This is a genomic window from Niveispirillum sp. SYP-B3756, assembly GCF_009495745.1.
Taxonomy (GTDB): domain Bacteria; phylum Pseudomonadota; class Alphaproteobacteria; order Azospirillales; family Azospirillaceae; genus Niveispirillum.
This window is the reverse complement of record NZ_WIDQ01000013.1, coordinates 50,458-66,299: the sequence shown is the minus strand read 5'-3', so window position 1 is coordinate 66,299 and position 15,842 is coordinate 50,458. Positions and strand designations below refer to the sequence as shown.

Genomic DNA, 15,842 nt, shown 5'->3' with positions numbered 1-15,842 from the left:
ACCGGGACAACAAGCCGCCGATCATGGCGGTGCCGTGGAGTTTGTTATGAGCAAGCGTCAAGAAGCCAAGTACAAGATTGACCGCCGCTTGGGCGTGAACCTGTGGGGCCGTGCCAAGTCCCCGGTCAACAAGCGTGAATATGGCCCCGGCCAGCATGGTCAGCGCCGCAAGAAGCCGTCCGATTACGGCCTGCAGCTGATGGCCAAGCAGAAGCTGAAGGGCTACTACGGCAATATCGGTGAGAAGCAGTTCCGCAAGCTGTACCAGGAAGCCGTTCGTCGCAAGGGCGATTCGGGCGAGAACCTGATCCAGTTGCTGGAGCGCCGCCTGGACGCCGTTGTCTACCGCATGAAGTTTGCGCCGACCCCGTTCGCCTCTCGCCAGATCATCAACCATGGTCACATCCTGGTGAATGGCAAGCGCCTGAACATCCCCTCCTACCAGGTCAAGGATAATGACGTGGTGGAAGTGCGGGCCAAGGCCAAGAACTTCGCCCTGATCATGGAATCCATCCAGTCCGGCGAGCGTGACTTCCCGGATTACGTGACCGTCGACACCGGCGCTTTCAAGGGCACCTTCCTGCGCGCCCCGGGCCTGTCAGACGTTCCGTACCCGACCCAGATGGAACCGAACCTGGTCGTGGAATTCTATTCCCGCTAAGGTTCATTCCAGCCGGAATGATCAAGGCCGCACCCGAAAGGGTGCGGCCTTTTTCTTTGGCGTCAGGCATAGGTTGACCTTTGGCTCGGTTCCGCCGCCTCCTCATGTTGCAAAAGGCGAAAAATTGAAATATGCAATTGCATGATTATAGAGTTGCATAATGCAGTGACTGCTTTTGCCAGCTGATAATTCGATGATTCCTTTGTTTTCAGCTCATTATAAGCATCACCTCCACTTGGCACGGTACGTGCTTTCCTTCCTCGGTATGAAGGCGACAACGCCTCTGACGAACCGAACCGATGGAGCCGACAATGCTGAAGACTTTCGCCCGCGCTTTTGCCCTGACCGTTGCCACCGCCGCTGCCTTCGCCGCCCCGGCCCTGGCGCAGAATGCCAATGGCACCATCCAGTTGCGCAGCAATGTCGCCCTGTCCTGCACCATCGCCGTCACCGACCTGTCGCAGTCGCTCTCCCTGAAGAATGGTGAGAACCAGAAGACAGTCGGCAACGTTACCGAGACCTGCAATTCCGGCAACGGCTACAAGATCACGCTGGCGTCGACCAATGCCGGCAAGCTGAAGTCCGGCAATAACGAGATCACCTATCAGGTCAATTACGACAACCAGGGCGGCGGCCTGACCTCCCAGATGGTGGTCGACCGCGCCAACGCCCAGTTCAACAAGAAGTCCGACCTGAAGGTCACCGTCCCGGCCTCTGACCAGTACATTGCCGGCGACTATTCCGACACCATCACCGTCACCATCGCCGCCAAGTAAGGCGCGCCATCCCCGGGCCGTTCAGCCATCGGGGCCCGGGAATGACAAAGCCCCCGCCGGGGAACGCTCCGGCGGGGGCTTTTGTTGCGGGGGATGTGGCGAGGCTGCGAGGCGGTACATACCTTCTACAGCTTTGCGCGCCCGTTTGGTCGTACCGGGAGTAATTGCGGCATCTGAAAGCGGATGTTAACCGACAGATTCCAAAGCGCAAGCGGGTTTGCCTTGCCCGACAGCGGTACCGCTGGTGTCCTCCCCGCCCGTGCCGGTGTCCTTCGCCGTCTTGTAACGCGGAGGATTTGGCCGGGTTGGATCGGCAGCAAAAAAGGCGCGGGTAACCCCGGCTTTTTTGCTGCCCGGTGAAGCCGCCCTTCATGACGCGCAACCGGCCGTCAGGACGTCCTTACCGACCCATATTTCCGCACAGCCGAGCCCGCTGTTCCAGACGGTGAAAGGCCAGCCAGCCTATCGCCAGATAGCCAGCGGCGTTCGCGACCGCCGCCGGCAGGGTTCCCGCATGGATGCCCCCCGGTGCCATCGCCAGCGGCCCCGCCGGCAGGGCCAGGGACAGGATCTGCTTCACCGATCCGTCGGGTAGCATCAGGGGGACCGAGAGCATGAATAGCAGCAGGAGTTGCAACGGCATCAGGACAGCGAAGACCGGCCGTACATGCAAAGCCAGGCCGGCTGCCAGGAAGCCGAGCCCGACACCCACCATGGTGGTAATGATGGCCCCGACGAACAGTTCTATCGAGAACTCGACTCCCACCCCCGTCACCAGCCATAGGCCGAGATAGAGCACGCAGGTCGTCAGGACCGTATGCGCGATGCCCAGTATCGACCGGAAGAAGATAATTGAGTGCAGGCTGCGGCCGGAAATGAATATCCGCTCGATGACGCCCGCATTGACATCCTTCTCGATCTCTCCGGCGGCATAGGTCAGGCCATTGGAAATAATGATCCACATCACATAAAGGGTGGTGGCGCTCCGGACGAACCGCAGGGGTTCCATATCGCTCGACGTGAAATGCAATCCGGCGCGATAGGCGAAGAAGAACACCACGAGCAACGCCGTACCCACCAGGAACTGCAGAGGTTCGCGCCGGACGATGTGGAACCCGCGATAAAGTTCCGCCTGGAAGCCACTCACCATTGCCCCACCTCCCCCTGCGGCATACCCACATGCCGCTTGAACATGTCCAGCAGGCCATCATGGCCCCCGGCCTTCAATTCCGGTACGTCCAGGCGCGTCTGGTGCCGTATGGTTCCACCGCTGAGGATGATGGCCCGGTCGGCTACCTTCTCGAGCGCGGCGAGGTCGTGCGAGGCGACCAGGATACCGACCCCGGCGCCGCGCAGGTCTTTCATCAAGGCCAGCAGTTCCTCCAGCGCCAGGGGATCCAGGCCCAGCGTCGGTTCATCCAGAATGAGATAGCGGGGGTCGTGCAACATGCCGAGCGCCAGCGAAAGCCGTTGCTTCTGTCCCCGCGACAGCCGGCGCCCCTGCCGGCCTGCCAGGTCAACCAAGCCGAACCGCGCAAGCGCGGCCGCCACGCGCCCGCCGATCTCCCGACCCGGCACGCCCATCAGGCCGGCGAAATAGGTCAGGTTCTCCGCCACCGACAGCATGCCGTAGAAATCCCTGTCGCCCTCCATGACGACGCCGAGCGACCGCCGCGCCAGGGGGGTGGTGCCCGTGTCGCAACCATCGAGCAGGACCGATCCCTGGTCGGGCAGAACCAGGCCGCAAAGAATCTTGATCAACGTCGTCTTGCCGGCGCCATTGGGGCCAATGAGCGCCACAATCTCCCCTTGTCCAACCTCGATGCTGACATCGGACAGGGCGGGGATCACCCTGCCATGCTCCCGGAAGGTCTTGCTGACATTGCGGAAGCGCAGGGCCGGCAGCACGGAAACGGGGTCGATGCGCGGACCGCCCGGCGCGGAACGCCGGTCGGCCTCAGTGGCTATGACACGGACCAGCCCAGGGGGTTCCGACATGGGAACGACATACTCGATCGGCGCCGGCGTCCCCATATTTACGACGGTCATTGAAATTCCTTCCGTTGAGTTTCCACCTTGCTGGCAAGCCGCTGGTCGGGGTCGCGACCGATAGCGTCGGCAAGCTGGCCGTCGGCGTCTCCACACGCCTCCATCAATGCGGCATAGGCCGCTGCCCGGGTACGGGCACAACTATGACGACCTGCAATGTCCGTCAATATGTCGATTGTATTGTCGTCATGGAGCAGTCCAGCCATTGTGACGAGACTAACCCTCTTGTTATTGATATCGTCGGCAAACTTCTCTATGCATCGGCGCTCAATGTCAAAGAAGAATTGCTGGCGCGCCGCCTTCTCTGGATTGAGCGGCAGGAGATTGATGGAAATCGAGACTTCGTCGGGCGGTAGCTGAGTATGTATGTCCCTGGCCGCTTCGAAAGCCATGACTTTCCCATGCGGCAGTTTCGTATCCTCCAGGAAGCGGAGATCAACCGCCTCTCCGGGATAGCCTTCGATCCCCTGCCTGTCATACTCGTAAATCTGGGTGCGATATCCGCTTCCAAGATAGCCGACCGTCAAGAAATCGAAATTGTGGTCGTGGGCCGTCTGGTAAGAGTAAAGTGATTCTTCCAGCGGCCGCCGTTTGGCGTCGCCGGACAGCGGGATCCAGATGTTGGCACGGATGATGAATCGCTCCGTCGCCGAAAGCCGGATGGATTGCGGCGTATAGGAGCCCAGCAATTCGCTGCGCGAATACCGAACCAGGTCTTCATTGTAGGCGTTGACCAGGAATTTCCTGTTGTTGGCGAGGGCACCCAGCACCCTGGCTCCCTCGCAGATGCTGTCATAGTCACGATTGTCTATATGGGTTTCAGCATAATCGACGAATTCATCCAACTCCATGACGCCACAATCTTCGACGGACTTTAGGAGTGTTCTTGCCATGTCGTCCCTCATGCCACCTTCATATTTTCAATAGTCTTACGTGCCGCCGCCCGCACATGCGGATGGGGGTCGTCCTCAAACCGACCGATGATGCTCGCGGCGGTCTCCGGGCTGATCTCCGCGATGGTCTGCAGCGCCTTCCAGCGGACAAAATGATCAGGATGATTGGTGAGGGCGTCGAGCGGCTCCACCGATGTCGATGACCCCAGTGCGGCCAGGACATTCATGACACTGCACAATTTGCTGCTGACGGGGTTGACGGCCATGACATTCCAGGGACGACCGCTGTCCCGGTCGAAGGCCCATTCCAGCGCTCCGACATTTGTCGATATCAAGCGAAACAGCAGGGCCGGTTTGCCGTCAACGGCCTCATAGTCGAGGCACTCATGGTGCCCATTCCGCATGAATACGTCGCCGCGCTCCAGATCAACGCACTGCGTCTTGATGACCCGATGCTCGGGCGAGAACACATGGTTGTCTGGGATCGGATCGACATTGTACCGATGCAACCGGATGGTGTTTCTACCGATGGAGGATCCAAGCAGATGCGTTGGATGCAGATAGATATGGGCCGGACGACGTTGGATTTTGGTGACCGTCACCGAAAATCCGCCTTGGAAATAGAGCAACATTGTCCCGTCGGAGACGAACGACTCCCTGCTTCCTCCATCCATCATCGTCAGTAGGTACGCATTGACCTGCCTGGATAGCGCGCCGCTGTCGATGATACCGCGCACGATATCGATGCAATCAAAGCAACTATCTGGTGAGGTTGGGTCGATGCGTTTCTTGCATTCCTCAATAAAATCTTGTATTTCTGGAATTAACTTATCTTGTATGCGATTTATTATTGCTGACAAAGATTCTTTCATTATCTTTCGTCCGAATGAAATATTTGAGAAACACCCCCGCCGTTTCACCGGTGGGGGTGGGCCTTGAAGGGCAATATCAGTTGGTGGCCGCATAGATGGCAATGACAGCCCAGACCGCGCCGCAGGGCAGTCCGCCCACGGCTTCGCTCATGCCGGTCAAAGACACGTCCATTTCCAGGTCCTGGATTTCAATCTTGATGTTGTTCTGCATTTCTCTTTTCCTTTCAGATGAACAAGTTTCACTTGATCATGGCGTTACGATAGCAGGAGGTCTAAATATAGACTTCCTTGGCAACAGTACTTTCTGTTTATGATTACGACAGGATTAATCCGATGAAAATCTCCATCGCGCAGTAAATCCCGCTTACAGCATCAGACATACCGGTCATAGATATTTCAACTTCGAGATTGATCGGCTCGATAAGCATGATTACCTCTATATACGGTATGATTTTTCAGAACTTCACGACAGCGCCAGAATAATGCCGATGATCGCACCGCACGGGAAACCACCAACGGCGTCTGACACTCCCGTCATGGACACCTCGCACTCCAGGTCTACCACTAGTAAGCTTGGCATCTTACCCCTCTTGACAAATGTTGCGAGTATTTTAAGTACCACCGATAGCATGTGGTTTTCTGAAACGGTGGCAACGGATTCATTAATTACACTTTTAACAAGAGTCAATACACTTTTTATCGCATATTTAGGCATAAAAATGTGACCGATATAGGGTATCAAACGTAATGAGTAACACGTCCCAAGAAACCGGATTGTGCTGCTGGCCACGCGCACCGAGCAGCTGGTCGATCAGACATTTCTCCCCATAGGTCTGATAGTTCCGGCGGATCTCGTAAAATTGCTGTCGGCTGTAGCCCATTACCTTGCAGGCTTTGCTGACATTCCCAAGCTCCGACGCAAGTTGCAGCAGGCTCAGCTTGCGTCGTGCTGCCTTCCCAGCCGTGGTCATGACGTGCCCCGATCTCAGGGGTGACGTCGCTCGCAACTCCACCAAAACGCACCAGAGGCGACATGGCCACACCGGCCCCCGCGGGGGCCGGTGTGGCCATAACTGTCAGGTCATTACTGGCTCAGCACAGAAGTGACAGCTACAGGCTGGACATCCTGGGCCGGGTGGTGGCGGAGCAGGCGGGGCGACGACGGTGCGCACCCATGTCCATGACACAGCCGGGTGCAAGCAATCGACCAGCGTCGGCCTGTCATGCCAAGATGTGGGGATCGCCTGACGCCTTGATCATGGTTTCGTCGGTGCCCGACCAGAACCGGTGCCCATTCTCCCCATTGAGCCAATTCCGGCTCGAAGGGAGGATGCTACGGGACGCTCACAGTTCGACCCACGGGCCAAAGGTCGTCTGCCCTGGAATGCAGGTCGGCGGATTGGCGCTAAATGGGCCCTGAAGCTACATCAGGTCTGTGGGCCATCCGGTTCTGGTTGAACCACCAGCAGCGGGTGCGTGACCGCGCGCTGGTTGTTCAGAAGAAGACAGGTCGACCGGGTACAGTTCGAACTGTTGGAGACAGCCCGCAAAAGCCTGCAGGCTTGACTGAAACGTCGGGGCGAGACGCTTGCTGATTACGTCATCCCCAGCCGGATCGACCATGCAAAACCCATCAGCACCCGCCAGTATGCGCGCCTCCTTGAGGGATGGGTGATCTGGGTCGGCCTGCGCCGCGAGGACTATGGAACCCATTCCCTGCGACGAACCAAGGCTGCCCTCATTTACAAACAGACCGTCAACCTGCGCGCCGTGCAGATCCTGCTAGGTCACACCAAGATTGAGACGACGCAGATATACAGGGGGGGAGCAAAGTGACGGCGTTAGGGCGGGCGGGAATGTCCGGAATCCTAGATTTGCCGCCATAAACCCGCCCGTCCGCTTCCGGCCCCTTATCAGACATTCCTTTCCCCCCTCACCACCGCCTTTTCCCCGCCCCGAACGGCGGGCGTTTCACCAGCGGTTTCGGCGGCGGGGGTGGTGGGGGCGGCGGTGGCGGGGGAGTGAGTTCGACGGTGACCTTTTCACCGGCTGCCATCTGTGCGAGCGCCCGCATCAGGGTGCGCACGCCGTCCATCCGGGTCTGGGTGCTGTCCCAGGGGCGCAGCAGCACCAGTTTCTGGTCGGGGCGCAGCTTGGCCGTTCCCGCCTGTTTTTGAATGAACTCAACCAGTTTGGCCGGGTTCTTGAAGTTATTGTTGCGGAAGCCGACAACCGCCCCCTTGGGCCCGGCATCCAGGTTGCCAACCCCGGCTTCCTTGCACAGGCGCTTGATTTCCATCAGCCGCAGCAGGTTTTCCACCTCGTCCGGCAGGGGGCCGAAGCGGTCGATCAGCTCCACGCCGAACGCCTCCACCTCCGCCTTGTCGGCCAGATCGGACAGGCGACGATAGAGCGTCAGCCGCACGCCCAGATCGGGCACATAGCTGTCCGGGATCAGCACCGGCATCCCCAGGGCGATCTGCGGTGACCAGCTATCTTCGGCCCGTTGCGCCTCTGTCCGGCCCCCTCTCGCGGCCTCCACCGCCTCTTCCAGCATCTGCTGGTAAAGCTCCACCCCCACCTCGCGGATTTGGCCGGATTGTTCCTCGCCCAGCAGATTGCCGGCACCCCGGATATCCATATCGTGGCTGGCAAGCTGGAAGCCCGCCCCCAGATTATCCAGCGTTTCCAGCACATGCAGGCGCTGCTGCGCCGTGGCTGACAGCACCGTCTTGGGCTGATAGGTCAGATAGGCGTAACCGCGCACCTTGGACCGGCCGACGCGGCCCCGGATCTGGTAAAGCTGGGCCAAGCCGAACAGGTCGGCGCGGTGGACGATCATGGTGTTGGCGCTGGGGATATCCAGGCCGCTTTCAATGATGTTGGTGGCTAGCAGCACATCATATTTGCCATCATCGAAGGCAGTCATGACGTCTTCCAGATCGGTCGCCGCCATCTGGCCATGGGCGGTGATCAGCTTCACCTCCGGCACCAGCTCTTCCAGCCGCACCCGCACCTTGGCCAAATCCTCCACGCGCGGGCAGACATAGAAGGTCTGGCCGCCGCGATGATGCTCCCGCATGATCGCTTCGCGGATCACCACCGGGTCAAATGGCAGCACAAAGGTGCGCACGGCCAGCCGGTCCACCGGCGGCGTGGCGATGACGGACAGTTCGCGCACGCCCGACAAGGCCAGTTGCAGCGTGCGCGGAATGGGCGTGGCCGACAGGGTCAGCACATGCAGATCGGCGCGCAGTTCCTTCAGCCGCTCCTTCTGCTTCACGCCGAAATGCTGTTCCTCATCCACAATCACCATGCCCAGGCGCTTGAATTCCAGCGACTTGCCCAGCAGGGCATGGGTGCCGATGACGATATCAATCGTCCCATCGGCCAGCCCGGCCTTGGTTTGGTTGGCCTCCTTCGTCGTCACCATGCGGGACAATTGGCCGATGCGCACCGGCAGCCCGGCAAAACGCGCCTCAAAGGTGCGGGAATGCTGGCGGGCCAGCAGGGTGGTGGGCACCACGACGGCCACCTGATGGCCCGCCATCACCGCCAGGAAGGCGGCACGCAAGGCCACCTCCGTCTTGCCGAAACCGACATCGCCGCAGATCAGCCGGTCCATCGGCTTGCCGGAACCCAAATCCTCAATCACATCCTCGATGGCCCGCAACTGATCATCGGTTTCGGCATAGGGGAAGCGGGCGCAGAATTCATCCCAGGCGCCATCGGGGATGGCAATGGCATCGGCCCGGCGCAACGCGCGTTCGGCCGCGATGCGCAACAGCGCATCGGCCATATCCTTCAGCCGGCGCTTGACGCGGGCCTTGCGCGACTGCCAGCCGGCCCCGCCCAACTTGTCCAGCGTCGCCCCCGCCTCCTCGCTGCCATAGCGGGAAAGGACTTCGATATTCTCCACCGGGACATAAAGCTTGTCGCCACCATCATAGATAAGGCGCAGGCAATCATGCGGGGCGCCGCCGACGTCCAGCGTTTCCAGCCCATCATATTTGCCGATGCCATGATCGATATGGACGACAAAATCACCGGGGTTGAGGGATGCCGCCTCGGCAATGAAATTGGCGTTGCGCCGCTTCTTGCGGGTGCCGGCGCGCACCAGCCGGTCACCCAGAATATCCTGTTCGGTGATGATGGCCAGGCCCGGCGCGGTAAAGCCATGGTCCAGCGGCAGCACGGCCAGCGCCGTGGTGCCCTTCGGTAGCGCCGTGACATCGGCCCAGCTTTCCACCGCCTTCAGCTTCGCCAGCCCATGTTCCTTGAACACGGAGAGCAGACGGTCGCGGGAGCCGGCGGAATATCCTGCGATGACCGTTACGCTGCCCTCCTCGGCCAGGGCGTTGATATGGTCGCGCAGCACCTCATACACATTCACGCCGGACTGCACGCGGGCATCGGCGAAATCGCGGCCCTTGCGCCCGCCGCCATCGACCAGATCCTTGTTGGCCACCTCCCCTTCCACGGCGGCGAAGGGCGATAGCTGGGCCACCGCCCGGGTCGCCAGATGCCGGTCGAACGTGTCGCCATCCAGGAACATCAGCGAGGGTGGCACCGGCTTATAGGCCGGGTTGCCGGATTTCTTTTCCGCCTCCACCATGGTGCGGCGGGCCTGATAGAAATCCTGGACCTGTTCCAGTCGCTCATCGCGGGCTTCCTCGACATTCGGGTCAAGGCTCAGGGCGGCATGGGGCAGGTAATCAAACAGGGTTTCCATGCCGCTGTGGAACAAGGGCAGCCAATGTTCCATGCCGGCATGTTTGCGCGCCGCACTCACCGCCACATAGAGCGGATCGTCATCCATGACGGCGCCGAAATGTTCCCGGTAGCCGGTGCGGAAGCGCTGGATCGACATTTCATCCAGGAACACCTCTGACATGGGTGTCAGCACGAAATTATCGCGCTTCTCCACCGTCAGCTGGGTCATCGGATCAAAGCTGCGCACACCTTCCAGATCGTCACCGAACAGGTCCAGGCGCAGCGCATCATTGCTGCCGGGGGGGAACAGGTCGATGATACCGCCGCGCACGGCGAATTCCCCCGGCTCCCGCACCGTCTGGGCGCGGATATAGCCGTTCTGCGACAGGAAACGCTGAAGCTCTGCCACATTGATGCGGTCGCCCACCTTGGCGGTGAAGCTGGCATTGCGGAAGGCCAGACGCGGCGGCACCTTCTGCACCAGCGCATTCACCGTGGTGACAACCAGCAACCCACCCGGTACCGCCCCACCCTTTGCCACCTGCAACAGCCGGGTCAGGGTGGAAATGCGGGTGGCCACAATCTCCCCATTGGGGGACACGCGGTCATAGGGCAGGCAGTCCCAGGCCGGGAACAACCGCACCTCTACGCCTGGATCGAAGAAAGCGACCTGTTCGGCCAGCCGGGCGGCGCGCGCATCATCGGTGGCGACATGCAGCAGCCCGGCCCCGCCCCCCTTTTTCGCCAGCGCCGCCAGCAGACGGGAATCCTGCCCATCGGGCGCACCGGACAGCAGCATCCGGCGCGGATGGCCAAGGTTCAGCGCGATATCGGGCGCGGGGATGACAGTCATGGGAACCGGCTCTTCGATCATGCGGCAATGATGGAAGCCGGGTTTATAGCAGGCTGACGCACAGAAGGGAACAAAAGGGGGACGCTATTTGCACGCCCAACCGGTCAGTCCGCAATCTCCCGCAGATAGGCGGTATAGCGCCGGCCTGGCCCCAGTGGAACGGCGGTAACGGCCAGTTCCGCCGGGAAGGCCTGCCCATCGGCGCGCAGCCCCTGCACCACCAGCCGCTGGCCCCCGGCCCCAACCCCTTCCAACCACTCCGGCAGCTCACTGCCTTCCGGCAGGCGCACCATATCGGCGAGGGACGCGCCCAGCGCCGCCCCCCGGCTGCGCTGGAAAATGCGTTCCGCCGCCGGGTTGAGTTCCATCACCAGACCCGCATCATTGAAAGTAATGATGGCATCCAGCGCGGTTTCCAGGATCGAACGGGCACGCGCCTCGCTCTCCCGCAGGCGCAGGCTGGCCGCCGCCTCTGCCGTAATGTCACGGAACAGGCAGAGCACCAGCCGTTCACCGGCGCTGTCAAATGGCACGGCCGACAATTCCAGCAGCAGGTGTGTGCCATCCTTGCGTTGCACAGGTTGGCGCAACTGGCGCAACGCCTCCCCGCTGTTAAGCCGGCGCAGCATCAGTTCGGCCAGCGGGCGGGATTCTTCCGTTGCATGATCCAGTACATGCAGGCCGTCCAGGCTTTCATCGGGCGACATGCCCATGATGGTACGGCCGGCCTTGTTGAGGAAGCGGAACAAGCCCTGGCTGTCATGCACGACAATGCCGTCAGGCGTCAGGTCCACCAGCTGGCGATAACGCTGTTCGCTTTCCTGCAACCGCAGTTCCTGCCGCTTCTTCTGGGAAATATCCGTTCGCAGGCAAAGTATGCCCCCGTCGGGCAGGCGCTGATCCTGCACCCGCACCCAACGCCCATCGGCCAGCAGAATTTCCTGTGGTGCCGGATCAGGGTCGCGGAATTCCCGCAACCGCTGGGCAACATACTCCTCCCGGTCATGGCCCAGCGCGTGGGGATTATCCCCCACCTCAATGCTGGCGCGCAGCAGCACCTCGAACGAAATGCCGGGCTCCATCAAGTTGGTCAGAATGGGAAACATCGCCCGCAAGGCGGGATTGGTCAGCACCAGCCGTTCCTGCGCATCATAGATCGCCACGCCATCTGGCAGCAGGTCCAGCACAGCGGAAAGGGTGGTTGCGGCCACGATGGCGACCCTCCGGCAAAAACGGGGAATAAGAGACGGGTGGATTTTGCCCAGTCCCGACGAGGTTCGCAAGAAATGCTTTATTTATACGTTGTTAACGTCCAACCATTTCACGCAGGAAGTGCATGGAACAAACGGTTCAGCAGCCCCGCCCAACCGCCGCAACGCGCCTGCCGGAACAGGCGCATGGTGGGGTACCAGCCGGTTTTCCCCTCCCCCGCCAGCCAGCGCCAATCGGTATCGGTGGCGATCAGGGTCCAGACCGGGCGCCCCATGGCCCCGGCCAGATGGGCCAGCCCGCTGTCGGGGGTGATCAGCAGGTCCAGGTGGGACAGGATGGCGGCACTGTCCATCCAGGTGCTGACGGCCCCGCCCAGGTCGGTGACATGGGGGGGCAACGGCTGCGCGGACAGTTCTTCCCGCCCGCTGGCCACCTGCAGTGCATACCAATCCACCGCCTGCTGTTGCAGCAGCGGGGCAAAAGCGGCCAGACCGGGGCTGCGCCAGCGGTCGCCGGGATGGGCGGGGTTGCCCGCCCAGCTGAACCCGATGCGCAGTCGCCCCGGCCGTTTGGGCAGGCGCGCAGCCCAGAGCGCGGCCATGGCCGGATCGGCGGCAAGATAGGCCCCGTCCCAGGGAATGCTCTCCGGCAGCAGGCCCAGCCGGCCCGGCAGGTCCAGCAGGGCTACCTGGAAATCCACCGCCGACAAGGGCTTGCCCCGCGCCAGGGGGCGGCCGAACCGCCCATCCAGGAACAAGGGCAGCAGGGCCGGCGGCAGTTCGAACGTCACCCGTGCGCCCAGCGCCTCCAGCTGGCGGATCAGGCGGGCGCACATGATGGTGTCACCGGCCCCCTGTTCATCCCAGACCAGAATGTGCTTTCCCGCCAGTTCCTCCCCCTGCCAGGACGGGATATGCAGGTGCCGGGGCGGGCGGGCGGAAACCGACCAGCGGTGATGATAGGCGGCAAACCCCTCCCCCCAGCGGCCCAGCCGCAACAGGCAGAGGGCGCGGCCCAGGGCCGAGGGTTTATCATCCGGTGCCAGGGCCAGGCCGCGTTCAAACGCGGCCAGGGCGGCCTCAGCATCACCCGTCACCCGGTGGAACAGGCCCAGATCGCGCCAGACATAGGCCGTGTCGGGGGCCATCTCCGCCGCCTTGGCCAGCAGCGTGCCGGCCTCCACCTCCCGCCCATCATGCAGCAACAGGTTGGCCAGGGCACAGCAGGCGGGGACCAGGGCGGGGGATGCGGCCAGGGCACGGCGCAGCAGGCTTTCCGCCCGCCCCTTGTCGCCGGCCCGCCTCGCCGCGTCCCCCAGGGCCAGCAGGGCAATGGCATGATCGGGATCAAGGGTCAGCACCTGTTCCCACAGGGCGAGCGCACCCGGCCCATCGCCCCGCGCCTCTGCCCGGCCAGCAGCGGCGATCAAATCCTTCACGCCAGCGGCCATCAGAACCGTTCCATCAGCGTGGGCTGGCCCTGCACGGTGGAGGATACCGCCTCCGGCATCCGCGTCAGTTGATCGCTGCGCGGAATCGGCGGCGGATCAGGATCGTAAATCTGTCTCAGGCGGCGATATTCCTGATCGTGATATTCCTGCTGTTCCTGAAAGCCGGGCTCCCCATTGCGCCGCCCAGTAACGATCACCTCATCCGCCACGGGGGGCGACGCCTCCTTTTCCGGCGCGGCTGATGGCTCCGCCCCTGCTGTGGCAACAGCGGTCAGCAGCGCAAGGGCGGGCAATGCCAGGGGGCGACGGGGCAATATCATACGGATGATCCTAGCGCCTTTCGGGATGCCGCAACAGGGATTCAACGCAAGCGAACGGAATGAGAACATTTCCGCTTGGCGATAGAGAACAAATCACGTACAACAGGTTCAGTTGAACGCGGACACCTATCCGTGCGAGAAGGAAGGGGACAATTATGTCGGCAGCTCCACTTCGTCTGGTTGAAACACCCATGGACAAGCAAAAAGCTCTGGACGCAGCACTCGGCCAGATCGAACGCGCCTTTGGCAAGGGCTCCATCATGAAGCTCGGTGCCAAGGAGGCGATTTCCGAAATGGAAGTCGTGTCCACCGGTTCGCTGGGTTTGGATATCGCCCTGGGTATCGGCGGTCTCCCACGTGGCCGCATCGTTGAAATTTACGGGCCGGAAAGCTCGGGCAAGACCACGCTGGCCCTGCACGCCATCGCCCAGGCGCAGAAGAATGGCGGCGTCTGCGCCTTTGTGGATGCCGAACATGCGCTGGACCCCTCCTATGCCCGCAAGCTGGGCGTGGATGTCGATGAACTGCTGATCTCCCAGCCCGATGCCGGCGAACAGGCGCTGGAAATCGCTGATACGCTGGTGCGTTCCGGCGCCATCGACGTGTTGGTGGTGGATTCGGTGGCGGCCCTGGTGCCGCGCGCCGAACTGGAAGGCGAAATGGGCGACAGCCATGTCGGCCTGCACGCCCGCCTGATGAGCCAGGCGCTGCGCAAACTGACCAGTTCCATCTCCAAGTCGCGCTGTCTGGTGATCTTCATCAACCAGATTCGTCTGAAGATCGGCGTCATGTTCGGCAATCCGGAAACGACGACCGGCGGTAACGCGCTGAAATTCTATGCTTCTGTCCGCCTGGATATCCGCCGCATCGGCGCCATCAAGGATCGGGAGACCGTCACCGGCAACCAGACCCGCGTGAAGGTGGTGAAGAACAAGATGGCCCCGCCCTTCCGGGTGGTCGAATTCGACATCATGTATGGCGAAGGCGTCTCCAAGGTTGGTGAGCTGCTGGATCTGGGTATCCAGGCCGGCGTGGTGGACAAGTCCGGCTCCTGGTTCTCCTATGACGGGCAGCGCATTGGGCAAGGGCGTGAGAACGCCAAGACCTTCCTGCGCAACAACCCGGCCGTAGCGGACAGTATCGAACAGAAAATCCGCGCCAATGCCGGCATCGTGGCGGGCGCCATGATGGGCACGCCGGAAACGGATGGGGATGCTGCCAACCCCGAATGATCCTTCCGCTCGCACCGGATAGGTTCTGTGGCCCCGCCCGGTATAAGCCGGGCGGGGTTTTTTCATGGCCTTGCACTCATCACCCAGCTGGTATAAAAGCGGCATCAGGAAGATTTCTTCCAGCATCCAGAGCCGGACTTGGGTCCGGCGCCAACCTGCCGACCCGGGCAAGGTGGCGGCCTCTGACGGGGCGATGCGGCCGGTTCACCGGCAACGAAGCGGGCGGCGATTCCCTCTCCACCCTTTGGCTTGGTCCCGTCACGCCTGCCTCCCTGGCCCTGTTGGTGCCTTTTGTGGAGTGCATGATGTTTGTGACCGCACCCTTGGCCCCCGCCCCCTTTTATCCGGGTGATGAATGGTTGCGTGACCTGATCGCGGCCCCTGGCGATCAGGTGCAGCCGGTCGGCCCCACCGAGGGCGACCGGGCCCTGTTCGTGGTGCTGCATCGCAGCCGCGGGCTGTGGACGCATATTTACCGTGTGCAGCGCCAGCCGGGGCGCAGCGGCGGGCTGGTCGCCCTGTTGCGGGTGCTGGAAGGGGATCAGGTGGAACAGGCGGTTCGCTGGGCGAACGGCATGGCTTGACAGCTGCCCTGCATCAATGGAATGGATGCTACCCGACGAGGGAGAGACTGGCCCTGCGCCAGCGCCGAAGGAGCAACCGCCCCGGAAACTCTCAGGCAAAAGGACCCGTCGGACATAATATCTGGAAAGTGGCGCTCCGCGCGCCCGCCGAAGGGATAGCGATCTCAGGCAAACAGACAGAGCGGGCACAACCGGGCGGCAGAAAAGCCGCCACGCCAGGAGTGTCC

General features: G+C 61.7%; 14 protein-coding genes, 1 pseudogene and 2 riboswitches. Of the genes and pseudogenes, 5 read left to right on the top strand and 10 right to left on the bottom strand.

Going from position 1 to position 15,842, the window contains the following annotated elements:
* Positions 1-46: 46 nt before the first annotated feature.
* Both rpsD and GE253_RS19725 read left to right on the top strand, forming a co-directional pair.
* Positions 47-661: a 30S ribosomal protein S4 gene (gene rpsD / locus GE253_RS19730; protein ID WP_153205865.1), complete on the top strand. Its 615-nt coding sequence runs from the start codon at positions 47-49 to the stop codon at positions 659-661.
* Between the two features lie 311 nt (positions 662-972).
* Positions 973-1,437: a spore coat protein U domain-containing protein gene (locus tag GE253_RS19725; RefSeq protein ID WP_247878761.1), complete on the top strand. Its 465-nt coding sequence runs from the start codon at positions 973-975 to the stop codon at positions 1,435-1,437.
* 400 nt (positions 1,438-1,837) lie between these two features.
* Here GE253_RS19725 and GE253_RS19720 read toward each other — a convergent pair whose 3' ends face one another.
* The 6 genes and pseudogenes from GE253_RS19720 to GE253_RS19700 form a co-directional block, all read right to left on the bottom strand.
* Entirely contained in the window at positions 1,838-2,587 is a 750-nt protein-coding gene (locus GE253_RS19720) for a hypothetical protein (protein WP_153205864.1), read from the bottom strand.
* Positions 2,581-3,486, bottom strand: a complete 906-nt coding sequence (locus GE253_RS19715; protein ID WP_153205863.1) for an ABC transporter ATP-binding protein — start codon at positions 3,484-3,486, stop codon at positions 2,581-2,583. The genes GE253_RS19720 and GE253_RS19715 overlap by 7 nt, the downstream gene beginning before the upstream one ends.
* On the bottom strand, positions 3,483-4,337 hold the full coding sequence (locus GE253_RS19710; RefSeq protein WP_153205862.1) for a transposase: 855 nt from the start codon (positions 4,335-4,337) through the stop codon (positions 3,483-3,485). Before GE253_RS19710 ends, GE253_RS19715 begins: the two co-directional genes overlap by 4 nt.
* A 50-nt stretch (positions 4,338-4,387) precedes the next feature.
* On the bottom strand, positions 4,388-5,251 hold the full coding sequence (locus tag GE253_RS19705) for a HEAT repeat domain-containing protein (protein WP_173012744.1): 864 nt from the start codon (positions 5,249-5,251) through the stop codon (positions 4,388-4,390).
* A gap of 76 nt (positions 5,252-5,327) precedes the next feature.
* Complete coding sequence (locus tag GE253_RS26585; protein WP_282183248.1) at positions 5,328-5,462, bottom strand: hypothetical protein; 135 nt, start codon at positions 5,460-5,462, stop codon at positions 5,328-5,330.
* A 589-nt stretch (positions 5,463-6,051) separates the two neighbouring features.
* A pseudogene (locus GE253_RS19700) lies at positions 6,052-6,222 on the bottom strand (helix-turn-helix domain-containing protein); the annotation flags it as partial.
* A 595-nt stretch (positions 6,223-6,817) separates the two neighbouring features.
* Here GE253_RS19700 and GE253_RS26340 point away from each other — a divergent pair.
* Positions 6,818-7,087 carry a tyrosine-type recombinase/integrase gene (locus tag GE253_RS26340; RefSeq protein WP_247878767.1) on the top strand — a complete coding sequence of 90 codons (270 nt, stop codon included), beginning with the start codon at positions 6,818-6,820 and terminating at the stop codon, positions 7,085-7,087.
* A gap of 97 nt (positions 7,088-7,184) precedes the next feature.
* Here GE253_RS26340 and mfd read toward each other — a convergent pair whose 3' ends face one another.
* The 4 genes from mfd to GE253_RS19675 all read right to left on the bottom strand — a co-directional run bounded on the left by mfd (position 7,185) and on the right by GE253_RS19675 (position 13,799).
* The gene (mfd, locus tag GE253_RS19690; protein WP_153205860.1) at positions 7,185-10,817 is read right to left on the bottom strand and encodes a transcription-repair coupling factor; all 3,633 of its coding nucleotides are present in this window, start codon (positions 10,815-10,817) and stop codon (positions 7,185-7,187) included.
* Between the two features lie 104 nt (positions 10,818-10,921).
* Positions 10,922-12,028 carry a PAS domain S-box protein gene (locus tag GE253_RS19685; RefSeq protein ID WP_173012743.1) on the bottom strand — a complete coding sequence of 369 codons (1,107 nt, stop codon included), beginning with the start codon at positions 12,026-12,028 and terminating at the stop codon, positions 10,922-10,924.
* Positions 12,029-12,138: 110 nt separating this feature from the next.
* Positions 12,139-13,479 carry a tetratricopeptide repeat protein gene (locus GE253_RS19680; protein ID WP_153205858.1) on the bottom strand — a complete coding sequence of 447 codons (1,341 nt, stop codon included), beginning with the start codon at positions 13,477-13,479 and terminating at the stop codon, positions 12,139-12,141.
* The gene (locus GE253_RS19675) at positions 13,479-13,799 is read right to left on the bottom strand and encodes a hypothetical protein (protein ID WP_153205857.1); all 321 of its coding nucleotides are present in this window, start codon (positions 13,797-13,799) and stop codon (positions 13,479-13,481) included. The genes GE253_RS19680 and GE253_RS19675 overlap by 1 nt, the downstream gene beginning before the upstream one ends.
* 191 nt (positions 13,800-13,990) lie before the next feature.
* Here GE253_RS19675 and recA point away from each other — a divergent pair, with 191 nt between their 5' ends.
* Complete coding sequence (recA, locus tag GE253_RS19670) at positions 13,991-15,031, top strand: recombinase RecA (RefSeq protein ID WP_173012742.1); 1,041 nt, start codon at positions 13,991-13,993, stop codon at positions 15,029-15,031.
* A 117-nt stretch (positions 15,032-15,148) separates the two neighbouring features.
* Positions 15,149-15,259, top strand: a riboswitch (SAM-I-IV-variant riboswitch).
* Positions 15,260-15,333: 74 nt separating this feature from the next.
* Positions 15,334-15,615 (top strand): hypothetical protein, encoded by a 282-nt coding sequence (locus GE253_RS19665; RefSeq protein ID WP_153205855.1) that lies wholly within the window; start codon positions 15,334-15,336, stop codon positions 15,613-15,615.
* Between the two features lie 28 nt (positions 15,616-15,643).
* Positions 15,644-15,731, top strand: a riboswitch (glycine riboswitch).
* Positions 15,732-15,842 lie beyond the last annotated feature (111 nt).